The organism is Nonomuraea phyllanthi (genome assembly GCF_006334985.2).
Lineage (GTDB): Bacteria > Actinomycetota > Actinomycetes > Streptosporangiales > Streptosporangiaceae > Nonomuraea > Nonomuraea phyllanthi.
Window position 1 is genome coordinate 26,371 of record NZ_VDLX02000019.1, and the last position, 18,804, is coordinate 45,174.

13 protein-coding genes are annotated in these 18,804 nt (G+C 69.3%); 9 read left to right on the forward strand and 4 right to left on the reverse strand.

Translation table 11 applies throughout. From position 1 onward, the window contains the following. Positions 1-390: 390 nt before the first annotated feature. The gene (locus FH608_RS38620) at positions 391-1,977 is read right to left on the reverse strand and encodes a LuxR family transcriptional regulator (protein ID WP_139635365.1); all 1,587 of its coding nucleotides are present in this window, start codon (positions 1,975-1,977) and stop codon (positions 391-393) included. Positions 1,978-2,072: 95 nt separating this feature from the next. Here FH608_RS38620 and FH608_RS38625 point away from each other — a divergent pair, with 95 nt between their 5' ends. Continuing rightward, positions 2,073-3,701, forward strand: a complete 1,629-nt coding sequence (locus tag FH608_RS38625) for an FAD-dependent monooxygenase (protein ID WP_139635366.1) — start codon at positions 2,073-2,075, stop codon at positions 3,699-3,701. Then, a complete protein-coding gene (locus FH608_RS38630) occupies positions 3,698-4,099 on the forward strand; it encodes a VOC family protein (RefSeq protein ID WP_139635367.1) in 402 nt (133 codons plus the stop codon). Before FH608_RS38625 ends, FH608_RS38630 begins: the two co-directional genes overlap by 4 nt. A gap of 91 nt (positions 4,100-4,190) precedes the next feature. On the opposite strand, the gene FH608_RS38635 is transcribed toward FH608_RS38630, so the two are convergent. After that, positions 4,191-4,838, reverse strand: a complete 648-nt coding sequence (locus FH608_RS38635) for a TetR/AcrR family transcriptional regulator (protein WP_226900274.1) — start codon at positions 4,836-4,838, stop codon at positions 4,191-4,193. 431 nt (positions 4,839-5,269) lie between these two features. On the opposite strand from FH608_RS38635, the gene FH608_RS38640 reads away from it, so the two are divergent. From FH608_RS38640 to FH608_RS38665, 7 genes are all read left to right on the forward strand, one after another. Further along, positions 5,270-8,017, forward strand: coding sequence for an AfsR/SARP family transcriptional regulator (locus FH608_RS38640; protein ID WP_193318863.1), 2,748 nt, complete (start codon positions 5,270-5,272; stop codon positions 8,015-8,017). A gap of 264 nt (positions 8,018-8,281) precedes the next feature. Then, on the forward strand, positions 8,282-9,541 hold the full coding sequence (locus FH608_RS38645) for a cytochrome P450 (protein ID WP_226900275.1): 1,260 nt from the start codon (positions 8,282-8,284) through the stop codon (positions 9,539-9,541). Between the two features lie 2 nt (positions 9,542-9,543). Continuing rightward, a complete protein-coding gene (locus FH608_RS38650) occupies positions 9,544-10,113 on the forward strand; it encodes an SET domain-containing protein (RefSeq protein ID WP_139635369.1) in 570 nt (189 codons plus the stop codon). A gap of 471 nt (positions 10,114-10,584) precedes the next feature. Continuing rightward, the gene (locus tag FH608_RS38655; protein ID WP_317135603.1) at positions 10,585-14,574 is read left to right on the forward strand and encodes a HAMP domain-containing protein; all 3,990 of its coding nucleotides are present in this window, start codon (positions 10,585-10,587) and stop codon (positions 14,572-14,574) included. A gap of 66 nt (positions 14,575-14,640) precedes the next feature. Then, positions 14,641-17,079, forward strand: a complete 2,439-nt coding sequence (locus tag FH608_RS38660) for a SpoIIE family protein phosphatase (protein ID WP_139635371.1) — start codon at positions 14,641-14,643, stop codon at positions 17,077-17,079. Between the two features lie 57 nt (positions 17,080-17,136). Next, entirely contained in the window at positions 17,137-17,268 is a 132-nt protein-coding gene (locus FH608_RS53970) for a hypothetical protein (protein WP_263008697.1), read from the forward strand. A gap of 169 nt (positions 17,269-17,437) precedes the next feature. Beyond that, positions 17,438-17,746 (forward strand): hypothetical protein, encoded by a 309-nt coding sequence (locus tag FH608_RS38665; RefSeq protein ID WP_139635372.1) that lies wholly within the window; start codon positions 17,438-17,440, stop codon positions 17,744-17,746. A gap of 21 nt (positions 17,747-17,767) precedes the next feature. Here the strand turns inward: FH608_RS38665 and FH608_RS38670 are convergent, their stop codons facing one another. Further along, positions 17,768-18,148, reverse strand: a complete 381-nt coding sequence (locus tag FH608_RS38670) for an SdpI family protein (RefSeq protein ID WP_139635373.1) — start codon at positions 18,146-18,148, stop codon at positions 17,768-17,770. A 167-nt stretch (positions 18,149-18,315) separates the two neighbouring features. Continuing rightward, positions 18,316-18,630 carry a hypothetical protein gene (locus tag FH608_RS51895; protein WP_193318882.1) on the reverse strand — a complete coding sequence of 105 codons (315 nt, stop codon included), beginning with the start codon at positions 18,628-18,630 and terminating at the stop codon, positions 18,316-18,318. Positions 18,631-18,804 lie beyond the last annotated feature (174 nt).

Sequence of the window (18,804 nt, forward strand, 5' to 3'; positions counted from 1 at the left end):
CCGCCGGCAGTGGTCAGAGCCTCCTCGGAAAGGATCGCCGTGGAGCTCTGACCACGACTACCGAGTTTGCGGCTTCCGACCGTACTCGCGCACCTGGTGGGCCGTGCACGGGCGCGTGCGAGCTCCGGGCCTCAGATGAGGGAGGCGCATGCGGAATGATGATCGGCAGCGCAGGGTCCGGCTGCTGGTCCGGCCGGATACCGTCCTGCGCCGGCACCGTGATCTGATGAACGGCGTCACGCGCGCACCTGCCGGCCGAAGTGGCGAGGGCGCCTGAACGTACGCCGACGAGACCGGCTCGGCGGCGTCCTCCACGAGTACTCACATGCCGCTTGATCAGCATGGATGAAATGATCGGCAGGCGCACGGCCGACAGCCCTCGTCACCCCGTCAGGAGTTCTGGATGGGATCGGCCGGCGGGTTGCGGATGAGTTCGGCGCGTGAGCTGATGCCTAGCTTGGCGAAGATCTTGCGAAGGTGGTAGTCGACGGTGCGTGGGCTGAGGAAGAGCTTGGCCGCGACCTGGCGGTTGGTAGCGCCTTCGGCGACGGCGCGGGCGATCTGCCGCTCCTGCGGGGTAAGCGGTTCTGCGGCGACGCGGGTGCGGGGGGTGGTGCCGGCGGCCCGCAGCTCCTCGGCTGCGCGTCGGGCCCAGACGGGCAGGCCGAGGTGGGTGAAGGTGCGTTCGGCGGCGCGTAGATGTTCACGGGCCGGGACGCGCTGCCGCCTGCGCCGGAGGAACTCGCCGTAGAGAAGCTGGGTGCGGGCGTGGTCGAAGGGCCGCTCGGCTTCCGCGTGGAGCTGGAGCGCGCGGGGGAACTCGGTCTCCGCGCCCTGCTCGGTGCCCAGCAGCGCGCGGCAGCGGGCGGCCAGCGCGCCGGCTTCTGCAGTCCCTGCCGCGTCGGCCAGCTCGATGTAGGCCGCGGCCATGTCGCGGACGCGGTCTTCGTGGCCGGCGCGGACGGCGGCTTCGATGTGGTCGGGGGCCGCGGTCATGGCCAGTTCCGGGCGGCCGGGCTGCGGGGTGTGGCCCAGCAGGGTCTCAAAAGAGGTCAGGGCCTCGTTCAGGCGGCCGGCCGCGAGTTCCATCAGGCCGAGCGCGTACTGGACAACACCGGCCGGGCGCAGCAGCCGCCGGGGCAACGCCGCGGCGAGCACGCTGTCACCAAGTGCGCGCGCCCGGTCTTCGTCCCCGCGGAGCGCGGCCAGCGCGGTGAGGTAGGACAGATGCGAGCACGCGGTGTTGTCCCGGCCCGCGCGTTCGGCCAGGTGATGACCTTCGTCGGCGTGCTCCTGGGCGTGGGCGTACTGGGCGCGGCTGAGGTGGTCGGGCACCAGGACGTCCAGCGCGGTGGACAGCGTGCCGAGTTCGCCGCGAGCGCGGGCGAGGGTGGCCGCGCGGTGACGAAGCTGCCGTGCCAGCGCGGGCCGGTCGATGCCGAAGGCCATCCCGCCGGCGGCCATCAGCAGGTCGGGGTCGTCGAGTTCGAGGATTCCGGCCGCCGCGTCGGCCACCGTGTCCATGTGCTGCCGGCCGGCGATCCGTCCGCGGCGGAAGGCCACCCGCTGGGCCGTGGCCGGACGGGTGTCGTAGCGCTGGAGCGCGCCCCTCAGCGCGTCCAGCCTGGGCTCGGCCAGCGCCGGTAGCGCTGCCGCCAACGCGCTCACCTCGTCCACCGCGTCCTGTCGAGCGCAATGGAACGCGGCCTCCCGAGCCAGCAGCAGCATCCGCAACGCCACCGCCGGATGAGTGTTCAGCGCCTGGCGCGCGGGCGGAGTCAGGATGGCGAGAGCATCGGAGGGGACCCCAGACCGCAGTTCGATCTCACCGCGCAGTGCCTGGATCCGCAGCCACGGCAGCGTGTGTCGGCCCGTCGTGCCTTCCGCGCGGTCCAGCGCCCGTCGCGCCGCCTCGGCTCGGCCCACCCGCCATGCCGTTTCGGCCTCGGCGATCAGCTCCTCATCGGCGGAGTCCACCGATCCAGTATGCCGCCCGGGTACGCCGGACACCGGCGAGGGGACTGGTAAGTCACGCGATACCCATCGCGCTCGGCCGTTTCTAGCGTTACGCCATGACCGTGATGGACACACCCGTATTGATCGTCGGTGGCAGCCTTGTCGGCCTGTCCACCGCCCTGTTCCTGACCCACCAGGGCGTGCGATGCACCGTCGTGGAACGACAGCCGCACCGCTCCGTACAGTTCCGCTTCGGCGGCATCCACGCCCGCACCATGGAGCTGTACCGGTCGGTCGGCATCGAGGACGACATCCGCGCCGCCGGCACCGACAACGAACAGAGCGGGGGAGTCGCGCGCGTACGCAACCTCGCCGACCCTGAACCGCAATGGATGACGCTGCCATGGGACGGGGACGCGCCCCTGCTGAGCCCCACCAGCTTCTGCATGTGTCCCCAGGACCGATTGGAGCCGGTACTCGCCCGCCACGCCCGCCGGCGAGGAGCAGAGATCTGTTTCGACACCGAGTTGCGCTCCTTCCTGCAGGACGACGAGGGCGTCACCGCTGTGCTCGTCGATCGGGCGGACGGCACAGAGCGCACCATCCGCACGCAGTACCTGGTCGCGGCCGACGGCGTGCACGGGGAGATCCGCACGGAACTGGGCATCGACCGTCATGGCCTTGGCGTCCTGGAACACTGGATGAGCATCATCTTCCGCAGCGACCTCGCCTCTCAGCTGGCAGGCCGCGACTTCCGGACGGTCTTTCTCGCCGAGCCGAACGGGTCCCTCGTCCCGCGCGCTGACGGGGTCTGGCAGCTCGCCGTCACCTACCGGCCTGCCGGCGGTCAGCGCGCGCAGGATTTCGCCGTGGGGCACTTCACCGAGCAACGCTGCCTTGAGTTGATCCGCACCGCCACTGCGCGACCCGACCTGGAGGCCACGATCGTGGACGTGATGCCGTGGCAGGCGGCGTCGTACACCGCCGAGCGTTTCCGGCACGGCCGGGTCTTCCTGGTCGGCGACGCCGCCCACGTCATGCCGCCCACCGGCGCCTTCGGCGGCAACACCGGCATCCACGACGCACACAATCTCGCCTGGAAACTCGCCGCCGTGCTGAGCGGCGCCGCCGGGCCCGAACTGCTGGACACCTACCAGGCCGAGCGCAAGCCGGTAGTGGAACGCATCACGACCGAGGCGCTGCTACGGCTCGGCAGTTGGTTCCGCACCGATCGCCCGGGGATGCCCTCCGGAACACCGGTCAACGAGCACACCGTGATGTTCGGATATCAATACCGTCCCGGCGCGGGCACCTTCGTCGATCCTCGGAGTCGACCTGCACCGGTAGGGACACGGGCCCCTCACGTGCCGCTCGACCGGGACGGCAAGCAAGTGTCCACGCTGGACCTTCTCGGCAGCGGGTTCACCCTCTTCGCCGGCCCGGCCGGACGTCCGTGGTGCCAGGCCGCTCACCGCGTCGCCACCGCGGCCGGGATCCGGTTCGACTGCCACCGGCTCAGCGAGGGCGACAGCGAGTGCGCGACGGCGTTCGGCATCACACCTGACGGCGCGGTCCTGATACGTCCCGACGGATTCATCGCCTGGCGATCAACCAGCACGCCCGACGACACCGAGGCAACCCTGCACGAGGTGCTGTCCCGGCTGCTCCGCCGAGCGCCCCAGGGCGATTTCCTGACGGTCGGCGAACTACCAGCAATCTGCCACGAAAGAGGTCATGACCAATGACGATCCAGCTCAACCACACCATCGTCTACGCCCGCGACAAGCAGATTTCGGCGCAGTTTCTCGCCGACATCCTCGGCATCTCCGTCAGCCCGCCGGTCGCCCGGTTCCTGCCCGTCGCCCTCGACAACGGCGCCACGCTGGACTACATGAACGCCGCCGACATGGGCCTGACCGATCCGACCCCGCAGCACTACGCCTTCCTGGTCGCCGAGGACACCTTCGACGCCGCCTTGGCTCGCATCGTCGAAATGGGGATCGCCTACCACGCCGAACCCAACGGCGACCTGCCCGGCGAGATCTATCACAACCGTCGAGGCGGGCGTGGTGTCTACTTCCCCGACCCCGACGGCCACAACATGGAACTACTCACCCGGGATCTCAGCGGCCGCCAGGCCTGACAACGTTGTCGTGACGGTCCCCCGTCGCATCCCGATCCCCGGAGGCCGCGGCGCATCAGGTCATGGCGCCCCTACGCGGCTCGGCCCGCCGCTATGAGCGCCAGCAGGGGTGCTGTTGACCGCTTGACGGGGCGGCGGCACTGAGGACGGTGTTCAGGATCGTGTCGGCGTATGCGCGGCTGATCGGCCGCGCGGTGATCAGCAGCCGGTACCACAGTGGCGCGACGAGCAGGTCCTCGAGCAGCAGGGGGTCGAAGCCGATCAGTTGTCCATCGCGTTGCCCGGCGCGGATCCTTTCCTGGTTGCGACCGGACAGGGCGAGGTGAAGCTGCTGGTGGAGGATCGCGGCGAGTTCGGGGTCGTGCTGTGCCGCCCCGGCGACCCCCGCGACGAGGTCGCTCAAAACCGGGTCGAGGAACAGTTCGGTGATGCCGTACAGCCAGTTGCGCAGGTCGGCGATGAGGTCGCCGGTGTCGCCGACCTGGAAGTAGGGCTCACCGAAGCGTTCGGTCAACGCGTCAAGGAACAGCGTTCCCTTGGAGGACCACCAGCGATACAGCGTGGGTTTTCCGACGTGGGCGCGGCTGGCGATCGCCTCCATCGTCACCGCGTTGTAGCCGCGTTCCGCGCCGAGATCGACTGCTGCCTGGAGGATCGCCGCGCGTGAGCGCCGCCCCTCCCCGATCCTCTTGCCGCCGGTACGTCGGGCGTGGCCGCGGCGATCCGGCTCGCGGGCCACGGCGCAAGGGCGCGTGCGGCCGCAGGAGCCAGCTCGACCGCATCCTCATCATGAACGAACGCCACCTGCGCAAGGTCCTTGCCGAGTACGAGACCCGCTTCCATGGGCCTCGCCCCCACCGAGCTCTGAAGCGGGCCAGCCCCCTGCGGGCGCTAGGTCTCCTGCATGAGTACGCGCAGCTTGTATGAGGAGACACAAGCACGGTGCCGGCCTGGAGGCGTGTGGTCACGCTGATGACGTCCGTGGGGGCGGAGGCGTCTCGGTTGCCGGCCGCGTTGGCGGGGGCCGTGCTCCCGAGTCAGAGTGTCGAACGGGTCCTTGGCAGTAATGACGCGCGGTATGCCCGCGGTATGTTTCGCCTCGCTACGATCACGATGGTGAATCCACTGAAGATTCTCGAAGTCAGTCTTCTTGGTCCATTCCAGGTCACTGTGGATGGTGAGCCGATCCGTCTGGCAGGGCGGCGCCGGGTCGAGGTCCTCGCCAGGCTGGCGGTGAGCGTAGGCCAGGTGGTCGCCGCCGACCGCCTCCTGACGGACGTGTGGACGGAGGGCCGGACCGCCACGGCGGGCAAGCAGCTGCATATCGTGATCTCCAAGCTCCGCGAGTCGCTGGGGGAGCTGATTGTCACGAGGAGCCCCGGCTACCTGCTGGACCTCCCGCCCGACCGGGTCGACGCGAACCGCTTCTCGACCTTGGTACGGCGCGCACGGGCGGCCAGGCACGAGGGCGATCAGGCCCAGGCGGCGGCCCTGCACAGGCGGGCGCTGGAGCTGTGGCGCGGTGCGCCGCTGGACGGACTGGCCGCGCCGTGGGCGCGGGTTGAAGCGACGCGGCTGGAGGAGGTGAGGACGGTCGCCGTCGAGGAGTACGCCGAGGACCTGATGGCGCTCGGAGAGCATGCCGAAGCCGTCTCTGTGCTGACCGCCCACACCGTCGGCCACCCCCTGCGCGAGCACCCGAGGGCTCAGCTGATGATGGCGCTGACGCTCATGGGCCGTCCCGCCGAAGCTCTGGAGGTCTACGCCGACGTACGGCAGTCGCTGGTGACGCAGTTGGGTGTGGAGCCGGGAGCCGAACTGCGCCGTGTTCATCGCGCGGTGCTCAACCGGGAGGTGCGTACGCAGAAGCGCGCGAGTACGCCCGCGCGGGAGGCGCCCGCTCAGCTGCCCACCGACACCAGTGCCTTCACCGCCCGGCAAAGGGAGCTGGCCTGGCTTCGTGACCTGCTGATCTCCACCTCCAGCGGCGGCAGAAGGGCGGCGGTGGCCGCAGTCAACGGTCCGGGCGGGATCGGCAAGTCAGCGCTGGTCATCCACCTCGCGCACTCTGTGGCCGAGCACTTCGCCGACGGCGTGCTCTATCTCAACCTCCACGGCTCCACGCCCGGACTCGACCCCGTCACTCCGGCTGCGGCGCTCGCCCGGATGCTGCGGGCGCTGGGCGTGGACGGCGTCCCGAAATCACTCGACGAGGCCTCGAGCCTGTTCCGCACCTTCACCGCCGAACGCGACCTGCTGATCGTTCTGGACAACGCCGGCGACGTGCGGCAGGTGCGCCCGCTGCTGCCCTCAGGCCCGGGATGTTCGGTCCTGGTGACCAGCAGGAAGCCGCTGACCACGCTCGACGCGGAGCACCTGCACCTTGCCGGTCTGACCGAGGAGGAGGCGGTCGCCCTCCTGGCCCGGGTGGTGGGTCCCGAACGGACCGAGGCGGAGCCGGAGGCGGCCGCGCTGCTGGCCCGGCTGTGCGGGGGGTTGCCGCTCGCCGTACGGATCAGCGGAGCCCGGCTGGCGGCGCGCCCGGACTGGCGCATCGAGGACCTGGCAGGACGCCTGGCTGACGAGCGGCGCAGGCTGGACACGCTGGACTACGCCGACCTCGCGGTGCGCGCCAGCATCGCGGTGAGCCACCGGCAGTTGCAGGCTGAGCCGTCCGGCGAGGACGCCGCCTGGACGCTGCCCTTCCTCGGGCTGCTCGACCTGCCCGTGCTGACCCTGCCCGTGGCGGCCGAGCTCACCGGCTGGTCGCAAGACCGCACGGAGGCCGCGCTGGACCGCCTCATCGACTCCCGCCTGCTCAACGCCACCCATGATGCTTACCAGACGCACGACCTGACCCGCCTGTACGCCCGCGAGCAGGCGGGTCGGCTCCCCGAAAAGGTCACCGCGGCCGCGACGCGCCGGGTCATGCACCACTACCTCGCCACCCTGCAGCGCGCCTCGACGCTGATCGACCCGATGACGGCCGAGACCCTGTCCGACTACCCGCCCGAGCGCGACGGCGCGCCCCTGGACGACCCCCGCCAGGCCGCAGCATGGACGCTGGCCGAGCGCGACAACATCCTCGCCCTCGTACGGCAGGCGAACGAGGGCGGCGACCCGTGGACCAGCGCCGCCCTGGCGCTGAGCCTCAACCGCCCGTTCGACGCGATGGCCTGGCACCGCGAACTGAGCACCATCCACACGAAGGCGCTCGAGGTGGCGGCGCGCGGCGTCGATCACCTGGCGCTGGCTCGGCTGCGCAACGTGCTCGGCACCGCGTGCCGCGAACTCCGGCAGTTCGAGGAGGCGTTGGAGCACCTGTTGCAGGCCCGCGACCACCTCAGGCGAGCGGGATTGCCGGAGACCACCCTCGGCCTGCACGGCAACCTGGTGAGCTGTTACCGGCGGCTCGGCCGCCACGACCAAGCCTTGGCAAGCCTGGAGGAGGGCCTTGCCCTCGTCAGGACGCGGAACCTGCCCGCGCACGAGGCGCGCTACCTGGCCATGCGCGGCCAGATCTACTTCGACCTCCAGCGCTTCGAGGAATCGGTCGCCGCGCTGCAGGAGAGCCTGGCCCGCTGGGCCGAGATCGGTTCACCCTACGGAGAAGCCATCGCGATCATGAACTTGGCCGACGCCCATCTGGAGCTTAAGCAGTACGACCGGGCCAGGGAGGCATACAGCCGCGGCTACGACCTGTCGAAGATCGCGGGGCTGAGGCAGGGCGAGATCGCCGGGCTGTGGGGGATGGGCCGCGCCACCCGCCACCTCGGCGACCTTGAGGTCAGCATGGAGTACACGCGCCGGTCCCTGCTGCTCATGCGCGAACTCGACCTCATCACCCAGGAGGACGCCGACCAGCGCCTGGCCTCCCTGCACGAGGAACAGCCGATCCCGGACGTCTTCGTGACCTGAGGCCGGCCGGTCGGTTCGGAATCGAGATCCCGGGGGGTGCCGCACAACTCTTGACCATGGCTCGATGCCTCGCGCCATGGTCTTGTACACGCCGGTCAGCACGATGGCGTCGATCCCTGGTCCTGACCGAATCGACTCTCCGCATGGGGACGCGGCGCCGCGGGAATGGCACCTCCTGGCAGGGAGGGCGCCGAAGGGACGGCACACCTCCCGGCCGGACCTACTGCCCCCGGCGCGCCACCCGATGAGACAGGAGGCTCCTCCGTGAACCCCACCATGTCCGTGAGCGAAGCCGGGCGAACGTTTGCCAGGCCCGCCGCGTACACCGACGAGACCCGCCTGCACGAGGCACTCGCGTTGCTGCGCCGTGAATCTCCCGTCCACCGCGTGGAGGTTCCCGGATACACCCCGTTCTGGGCGGTCACCCGCCACGCCGACGTGCTGGAGATCGAGCGCGACCACACCCTCTGGCTCAGCGCCCCACGCCCCTTGCTGCGGACCGCGGACCTCGACGCCGCCCTCGAAACGCGCCGGGCGCGGGGGACCGCGCTCAGGAGCATCGTCCACATGGACGATCCGGAGCACCGTGTCCTGCGCGCCGTCGGGGCCGACTGGTTCCGCCCCAAGGCCATGCGCGTCCTGGAGGCGCGGGTCCGAGAGCTTGCCCGCCTGCAGGTGGACCGGATGGCAGAGTACGGCGGCGCGTGCGACTTCGCCCGCCAGGTCGCCGTGCATTATCCGCTCTACGTCATCCTCACCCTGCTGGGCCTGCCCGAGTCGGACTTCCCCCGCATGTTGCGGCTCACGCAGGAGCTGTTCGGCCAGCACGACGAGGAGACCGGACGCGGCGGCGGCCCGCAGGGCCACACCTCCGTGCTCGAGGACCTCTTCGCCTACTTCCACGAGCTGACGGCCCAGCGCAGGGCCAGGCCGACCGGCGACCTCGCCTCGGAGATCGCCAACGCCCGCATCGACGGCCGGCCGCTGGACGACAACACCGCCGCCTCCTACTACATCCTCATCGCCACGGCCGGGCACGACACCACCAGCTCCACCATCGCGGGCGGCCTGGAGGCGCTCATCCGGCACCCGGACCAGATGCGCCGGCTGCGGGACGACCCCGGCCTCCTGCCGACGGCCGCCGAGGAGATGATCCGATGGGTGAGCCCTGTGAAGGAGTTCATGCGCACCGCCTCCGCTGACACCCAGGTCAACGGCACGCCCATCAGGAAGGGCGAATCCGTGCTGCTGTCGTACCCGTCGGCCAACAGGGATGAGGAGGTCTTCGCCGACCCGTTCCGCTTCGACGTCGGCCGCGACCCCAACAGGCACCTGGCCTTCGGCTCCGGCGTCCACTACTGCCTGGGCGCGGCGCTCGCCCGCATGGAGATCCGCGCGCTCTTCGCCGAACTCCTCCCGAGGCTGGCGAGCGTCGAGCTCGACGGCGAGCCCGTGTGGACCGCCACCACATTCGTCGGCGGACTCAAACATCTCCCCATCCGCCACGTCATGAAGGACAGCTGAGCATGCCGACTTGGGGGAGACCGCCGACTCCTTCCGGCCCACCGAACGCCTCCGCGACTGAATGCTGGCTCACACCAAGCGCCGAGACCAGGCCCTCGTCCATCCAAGGGATCGGACTGTTCGCCATCGAACGGATCCGTCAGGACGAGGTCGTCATGCGGCTCGGCGGACAGCTGATCAACGATGAGACGTTGGGCTCTCTCGCACCGCCCTACAGCAGCCTGACGGTCGAGAAGGGTCTCCACCTGCTTCTCGACCCCGCTCATCCCGTGCGCTACGGCAATCATTCGTGCGAGCCCAACCTCTGGCACCGCGACGCGACCACCGTGATCGCACGCCGCGACATCAACCCCGGTGATGAACTCACCATCGACTACGCCACCCACACCGGTGTTGAAGCATGGTCGATGACCTGCCACTGCGGTAAGTCCCTCTGCCGCCGCACCGTGACCGGCAATGACTGGCGACTGCCTCGGCTTCAGGCCGCCTACGGGAACCATTGGACCCCGCCGCTACTCGACCGCATCGAAACCGCGGCCGGACATAGGCATGCAGACAGGTGGAATACCTGACGTCGCTACGGGGCCGGATGCTTGATCCGACTGCCAGCTCCTCAGCGAGATGATGACTTGCCCGAGGCCCATCAGGGAGCGGAAGGCCCGTCGTCACGCCCTACAAGGGCGGGAATGTCAGCAGGTCCCCAACCGCCTCGGCGCGGGCGAACTTGCGGACGGTGTGCCGGTCCAGGCGCGGCTTCTGTGCGATCGCCGAGATCGTCCAGCTCTTGGCGGCCGGTTCCTGCGCCGCGGCGTAGCGTGCACGGGCCGAAGTAGCCCGAACGGTGGATCCGCATGATGCGCGCGTTCGATTCTGGGCATAACGGATAAAATGGTATAGATCGCCGGAAGGCCTCCAGGCGGGCAGTCCGCGGAAGGCGATTTTCCGGTTGGTCGTCAGTCTGTGAGCATCAGTACCGCGGGGGCGAGATGACTGAGGCTTCCGGAGCGGCTGCGCGAGACGAGCGTATGGATGCGGCCTGTTGGATGGACGAGGCTGGGCTTCGTCGCCTGCTCGCCGGGCTTACCGCGGTTCGGGATGGCGACTTCGGCGCCCGGATTCCCGAGGACGGCGACAGACTGCTGGGCGAGATCGCCACGGTCTTCAATGGCATGCTGGACCAGCTGACGCGGGTCACCTCCGAGGTGACACGGGTGGCCCGGGAGGTGGGCAGCGACGGCAAGCTCGGCGGTCAGGCACAGGTGCCGGGTGTGTCGGGATCCTGGAAAGACCTGACCGAGTCAGTGAACGCCATGGCCGGTAACCTCACGGGCCAGGTTCGCAACATCGCCCAGGTCGCCACCGCCGTTGCCAGGGGTGACCTGTCGCAGAAGATCCGTGTGGATGCCCGCGGCGAGATCCTGGAGCTGAAGGAGACCATCAACACGATGGTCGACCAGCTGTCCGCCTTCGCCGCCGAGGTCACCCGAGTCGCCCGCGAGGTAGGCACTGAGGGCCGCTTGGGCGGTCAAGCCAACGTCAAAGATGTCTCGGGTACCTGGAGAGATCTGACGGAGTCGGTCAACGTCATGGCCGACAACCTCACCGCCCAGGTCCGCAGCATCGCCGAGGTCACTACGGCGGTCGCCAGGGGTGACCTGTCGCAGAAGATCCGTGTGGATGCCCGCGGCGAGATCCTGGAGCTGAAGGAGACCATCAACACGATGGTCGACCAGCTGTCCGCCTTCGCCGCCGAGGTCACCCGCGTGGCCCGGGAGGTAGGCACGGAGGGCAACCTCGGCGGCCAGGCGGCGGTCCGCGGCGTGTCGGGCACGTGGAAGGACCTCACTGACAACGTCAACGTCATGGCGTCCAACCTCACCAGCCAGGTCCGCTCCATCGCCCAGGTGGCCACCACTGTCGCCAGAGGTGACCTGTCTCAGAAGATCGTCGTCGAGGCCAAGGGCGAGGTCGCCGCTCTCGCGGGGGTCATCAACACGATGGTCGACACCCTGTCCGCATTCGCCGACGAGGTGACCAGGGTGGCCTGCGAGGTGGGCACGGACGGCATCCTCGGTGGCCAGGCCCGGGTGCCGCATGTGGCGGGCACCTGGAAGGACCTCACCACAAGCGTCAACTCGATGGCGAACAACCTCACCGGACAGGTCCGCAACATCGCCCAGGTCACCACCGCGGTCGCCCGAGGCGACCTCACCAAGAAGATCGACGTCGACGCGCGCGGCGAGATCCTCGAGCTCAAGACCACGATCAACACCATGGTCGAACAGCTGTCGGCCTTCGCCGCCGAGGTGACCCGCGTGGCTCGAGAGGTCGGCAGCGAGGGCAGGCTGGGCGGCCAGGCCGAGGTCGAGGGCGTCTCCGGCACCTGGAAGCGACTCACCGAGAATGTCAACGAGCTGGCCGGCAACCTCACTCGCCAGGTGCGGGCCATCGCCGAGGTCACCAGCGCCGTCACCTCCGGCGACCTCACCCGCTCGATCACCGTCGACGCCTCCGGGGAAGTGGCCGAGCTCAAGGACAACATCAACTCCATGGTGAAGTCGCTCAGGGAGAGCACCCGGGCCAACCAGGAGCAGGACTGGCTCAAGACCAACCTGGCCCGCATCTCCGGACTCATGCAGGGCCGCCGCGACCTCGCCACCGTCGCCAGACTCATCATGGACGAATTGGTGCCGCTGGTCTCCGCCCAGTACGGCGCCTTCTTCCTCGCTGAGGACACCCCCGAAGGCACCCGGCTCTGCCTGATCAGCTCCTATGGGCACCCTGAGCACTCCGATCGCCCTACCCGCTTCCGGCTCGGCCAGTCCCTGGTGGGCCAGGCCGCCCGCAGCCGCCGCACCATCGCCGTGGACGATATCCCTGCCGGGTACGTCACCATCTCTTCCGGCCTCGGCAGCGCCACACCGGCCAGCCTGATCGTGCTGCCCATCGTGGCCGAGGAACAGGTGCTCGGCGTCATCGAGCTGGCCTCGACCACCCCCTTCACCCAGGTCCACCGGGACTTCCTGGACCAGCTGATGGAGACCATCGGCGTCAGCGCCAACACGATCATCGCCAACGCCCGGACGGACGAACTGCTCTGGGAGTCCCAGCGCCTGGCGGGCGAACTGCAGGCCCGTTCAGGAGAGCTCCAGGTCCGTCAGGAGGAACTGCAGCGCTCCAACGCCGAACTGGAGGAGAAGGCCACACTCCTGGCCAGCCAGAACCGTGACATCGAGACCAAGAACCTGGAGATCGAACAGGGCCGCCAGGAACTGGAGGCCAGGGCCCGGCAGCTGACCCGTGCCGCGAAGTACAAGTCGGAGTTCCTGGCCAACATGAGCCACGAGTTGCGCACCCCGCTCAATTCCCTGCTCATCCTCGCCCAGCTCCTTGCCCAGAACCCCACCGGCAACCTCACTCCCAAGCAAGTGGAGTACGCCGAAGTCATCCATTCCGCCGGCGCCGACCTCCTTCAGCTGATCAATGACATCCTCGACCTTTCCAAGGTCGAGGCGGGGAAGATGGATATCAATCCCGAGCGCTTCCCGCTCCGCCATCTCCTGGACCACCTGGAGGCGGTCTTCCGTCCCCTGACTTCGCACAAGGGGTTGGAGTTCCGGGTCGTCATGGCACCGCGGGTCCCTTCCGAGCTGGTCACCGACGAGCCCCGGCTATGCCAGGTGCTCCGCAACCTGCTCTCCAACGCCGTGAAATTCACCGAGACAGGACATGTCGAGCTGCGGATCGAACCCGTTGACACGGCGGACGCTGCCCTACCCGACTCGGTCCGCCGCGGTGGCTCCGCCCTGGCCTTCCAGGTGAGCGACACCGGTATCGGCATTCCCGAACAGCACTTGGAAAGTATCTTCGGAGCCTTTCAGCAGGCCGATGGCACCACCAGCCGCAAATACGGAGGAACCGGCCTGGGCCTGTCCATCTGCCGTGAGATCTCCTACCTGCTCGGTGGCTCCATCCACGCTCGGAGCAGTCTCAATGAGGGCAGCTTCTTCACTCTGTACCTGCCGGTCGTACACCCGGCTGTCCAGGACACTGCCGCAGAACCGGGCGAGCCCGAGGTGCCGGTACGGGTCCCGACCGGCGCCGAGCCCTGCGACCAACTCGATGGCGAACCCGGCGACCACCGGCCCATCGGCGGAAACAACATCGCCATCGGCGACCACGGCGGCCGACCTCAACGGTCCTTGCTGGTCGTCGAGACCCGCTCGCGGGGGTTGCTGTCCCTACTCGCCGAAACGGCTGTCGCCGATCTCGCGGAGCCCGTCCATCCTGTGCGGGTGGAGACCGCAACCGATCCTGGGGAGGCAGCGGCCGCGCTGGCCGGCCGTAACTACCACGGCGTGATACTCGACATCGACCTGCCCGGCGACGGTGCGGCCGAGTTCCTGCATGTACTGGACGTCGGCCCGGCGCCACACAGGGTTCCCATCCTGGTCTACTGCGGACACCGGCAGGCTCCCGCCGAACAACACCGGCTTCGGGCCCGCGCAGGCAATCAACCGCTTGAAGTGTTGACCAGCCTGGATGAACTGCGCGAACGCATCGCATTTCACCTCACCGCCGAGCGCCCCGGCGAGGCGCCGCCCCCGACCCACGCCCGTGAAGGTGAGACGGAGCCGGTGCCCGAGGAGGCGGACCGGCTGACCGGCCGCGCCGCGCTGATCATTGACGACGACGCCCGCAACGTCTTCGCCCTCACCGGCATCCTTGAGATGCACGGCATGCGCGTCCTGCACGCGGAGAACGGCCGCGATGGGCTCCGAACGCTGGCCGAACACCCTGACATCGACCTGATCCTTATGGACGTGATGATGCCGGAGATGGATGGATATGCGGCAACTGCGGCAATCCGCGAGATACCTGGGTGCACCGACCTGCCGATCTTGGCCGTCACCGCCAAGGCCATGCCAGGAGACCGGGAGAAATGCCTGGCCGCCGGGGCCGATGACTACGTGACCAAGCCCGTCGATGCGGATGAACTGGTCAACCGTCTGCACCACTGGCTGAACCGATGATGTGCCGGACAGAGGTACCGGGTGAGCGAGTGCGCTCCCTCATGTACCCAGACCAAGGAGCGCTCCATGGTGGAGCATGGTGAGCCCGCCGAAGGACAGGATCCTGCCAGGCCCGCAGCACCCGTGGCAGGGCTTGCTGCGGCCGCGCCCCTTTCACAGCACGGCGAAGCCGGAGCGGCCGAGCTCGCGGCCACCGTCGAGCGGCTGAGTGCCGAGATCCGCACTCTGGGGCAGGACACCGAGCTGCGGGCTCTGGTGGAACTCGCCAAGGGCGTCCTGGTGGAGCGGCTGAACTGCGGTCCGGCCGAGGCCTCACGGCAATTGCAGCGACTTGCCGCCGAGTCCCATGTGGCGCTGCCCGAACTGGCGGCCGACATCGTCAACCAGGCGGCCGGCGACGCCATCACCCACGCGGTCGCGGAAGCCCGCGCAGCGGACACCGTGCCCCGCGCCGAGCAGGAGACCTCGGAGGCCGCGGCGCAGCCCGGAACATCGTCCCTGCGGCTACGCACCGCCGAGGCCGCCGTGTCGGCCGGCGACGACGCCCAAACGCTCGCCGGAGCCGTCCTCGACCACGGGCTGAGCCCGCTGGGGGCCACCGCCGCCGCAGTCTGGGCGCCCGCTCCCGACGGGTCTCTCACCCTGGCGGGTGAGGCGGGTTTCGGCCCCGCCGAAGCGGCCCGCTGGCGGTATGTTCCACCGGGAGTCGGCGCTCCCGCCCAGCGGGCTGTGGCTGAGGACCGCACACTGTGGGTCTCCGAGACCAGCGACGCACCAGCGCCGACCATCGGTCGCGGCCTCGGCGGCACGATAGCGGTCCTGCCCGCCCATGTGGGTGGCCGACGCGTGGGCGCCCTGGAGATCCGCTGGCCCGGTCCCGGCCCCGGCATCCCGCCCACGCCTGCCCTGCTTCGGCAGCTCGAAGCCCTGGCTCAGCTGTGCGCGCTCTCCCTCTCCAGCCGCGGCACCGAACCCGACGCTCCACCCGGTGGACCCGCCGTCTGGCTCACCGGCCTGGTCGACGGGCTGCTGGACTCCGGCGCCCTGCTCCGGCCACTACGCAACCGCGACGGCCGGATAACCGACTTCCTGATCGAGCACACCAATGAACGATTCACCGACCCTGTCGGCCGACCTCGGGGATCCCTGACCGGCCTGCCGCTACTGGAGGCCTATCCGCTGTTCGCCCTGGAGGGAGGGCTGTTCGAGCAGATCAAGCGGGTACACGCCACGGGGATCTCGCTGCGGAACGAGAAGATGGCACTCAGGTTTCCCGCCGAACCGACGCCAAAGGCCGTGCTGGCGGCCGTCGGGCTGGGCCGCTTCGGCGACACGGTCCTGCTCACCTGGCGGTTCCAGGAAGGCGACACCAGACTGGCCGACCTGCTCCAACACGTCCAGCGGCTCAGCCTCATCGGTGGCTTCGAGGAGAACCTGACCACCAGCGAGATCGTCTGGACCGATCAGCTCCGCGCGCTGCGCGGCCTGCCAGTGGGCGCGGAACCGATTCCGCTGCATCACCTCGGCAGACACGTGCACCCCGACGACACCCGCGCCGTGGGCTGCTTCCTGCGCACCGTACTGCACAACCAGGAGGAGAGCGCGGTCACCTTCCGTCTGCCGCGCCCCGACGGGGTGGTCCGCCACCTGCGACTGGTTGCCGAGCCCGTCTGCGACGCCTCCGGACATCTGGTCGCGGTGCGCGGCGCCTACCAGGACATCTCCCCCCATCGCTGGACCGAGGTCGCGCTGGCCGCGACCCGGGACCGGCTGGTGGGGGCCGAGCAGGAGGCAGCTGAGCGCCACCGCCTCGCACGACAGCTACAACGGGCGATCATGCCTGCGGCCGACCAGCCAGTGCACACGGCAGGACTACGGGTCGCCGTACGCTACTGCCCGGCAGATGAGGACCAGCGGGTCGGCGGGGATTGGTACGACGCGGTGCTGCTGCCCGGTGACCGGGTGCTGCTCACCGTCGGCGACGTCGCCGGGCACGGCGTCAGCGCCGCCACCGGGATGGTGGTCCTGCGGAACGCCCTGCGCGGCCTGGCCGTCACCGGCGCGGGGCCGAGCCGGCTGCTCTCCTGGCTGAACCGCCTCGCCCAAGGCCTCACCGAGCCTGTCACTGCGACAGTCGTGTGCGGCCTTTTCGATCCGGCCACCCGCACCCTGCTCTGGGCCCGTGCGGGACACCTGCCACCGGTGCTGGTTCGCCAAGGGACGGCCAAGCTGCTGCCGCTGCCGGAAGGGCTGATGCTTGGCGTGGTCGACAACGCCTCCTATGAGGAGTCCCGGCTCGAAATGGAGCCACAGGACACCCTGCTGATGTACACCGACGGCCTGATCGAGTGCCGCGACAGCGACGTCCGGCACGCCCTCGGCCACCTCCTCACCGCCGCCGGCCGTCAGGTCGACGACCTCGACAGCTATCTGGGCCATCTGCTCTCCCAAGACATCGCCGATACCGACGACGACGTCTGCCTGATCGGGGTCCAGGCAAGCTGACCGACGCCGGGATCCAGGCCTCGGCGCGGACCACTCCACCGGCTCCTGCCTCGGGTCGTGACCGTGGTTCGCGCACTCGCCTCACCGTGCGAGCCCGCGTCCGGCGACCACCGCGAACGGCTGCTCGCCCGTCGCGCCCAGCTCGAAGGCCAACGGGAGTACGACCGGGCACAACTCGAGGTCGCGTAGGCCGCGGGCTGGATCGAGTGGGGACCGGGCAACGTGCACGTCGGCGACCTGGTCGAGTACCGGGTGCGCGGCCGGAAGAGGGTAGTGCTGAAGGTCAACAGGAAGACCGTTGCCGTCCGGTCGGACTACTCGCGGCCGGACAAGGTCGAGGTTCTCCGAGATCCTTTCGGTGCAGTGCCCGCACGAGGACACGATTCTCCCGACAGCCAAGCCCGCGTCCGCAATCCGCGCGACGCCCTCGCCCCCGAATCCGTCGCCCGCACCGCGCACGATCGAGATCACCAAGGCGGACGTCGACGAGTTCGCGGCGAAGATCCAGGTGGCAGCGGTGGAAGCTGGAGCCCTCAGCGGGGAACGGTGCGCCGGCCAAGGACGCCGCGGCCGATGGCTTTCGACGATGGGCATGTTCGAGCAGCGTCTTGACGGCCGGCCGTGGAGCCGTCTAGACGTGCGCCAGGAGGATTTCGGCGCCGCCTAAAGATCCGGTGAGAAATGCGCCCTACTCGCCACGTGCCATCCGCTGATTGACCTGTGCCGCGACCCGGTTGGCGCGCCAACAGATCAACAGGAGCCCGCCGATGAGCAACGCCGCCTGGGACACGGGGATCGTGACCAGGAGAACCTCGCGCAGGTCGAATGCGATCTCGCCGGCAATGGAGACGACGAGAACCGCCACCATGACCCCGGCCAGACGCCGCATGGGGCGTCTCATCGAGGTGTGCGCGGCATTCCATGCCTCGCGGGAGGCGAGCGTTTGGCGGGTACGCAGGCCGGAGAGCTGGTTTCGGGTGTCCACCTTGCCTGATTCGTCATGGAACGGGATCAGTAGCACGGCGAGCGCCGGCAGAGTAAGCAGCGACGTGACGAGCAGGGGGCCCATATTTTGTGATCTTAACCTGCGGCATGGCGCGATGGCGGCCGAGCTGGGCGACGCGATGGCGCGCGGCCAGAATCACCGGTCGCTGGAACTGCTGGTCAAGGGCACGTGCGCTGACGTCCGGCAGCGGTGACGCCCGGAGGCCGGGCGTCACCGCTGCGATCCGGCCGCTACTGCGGGCCTGGCTGAATCTCCCGGCCGCCGCCGAAAGCCTTTACGCCGCAGTCGTCCTGGATCTTCGAGATGTCGACGTCAGGCCCGGAGACGCTCGCGTACCGCCAGCCGAGCTTGGCGGGACCGCTGACCTTGACGAGGTGGACGTCGAAGCCGTGGTCCTGCAGGCACTTGGCCTCGATCCGGACGCTCCTGGCGTAGTTCGGGTTCTTGGCGGGGTCGAGCTCGGGCGGCAGCAGCGGGCGCAGGTGCTCGCAGGCGGCCCGCGCGGACTTCTCCGCCGCCTTGGTCCAGGTTCCCTTGCTCGGCATGCCGTGCTCCCTCAGGCAGCCGGCGTACGCGGCGCGGAACTTCCGCACCTCGGCCGGCGTACTGTCCAGGCGCAGCTGCGGGCGGCCGGACCTCGCCGAGCGAGTCTTGACCGGTGCCGCGGCCGGTCGGTCGGCTGACACGTTGCCGGGCGCGGCGGGTGCGGGAGTGCGGGG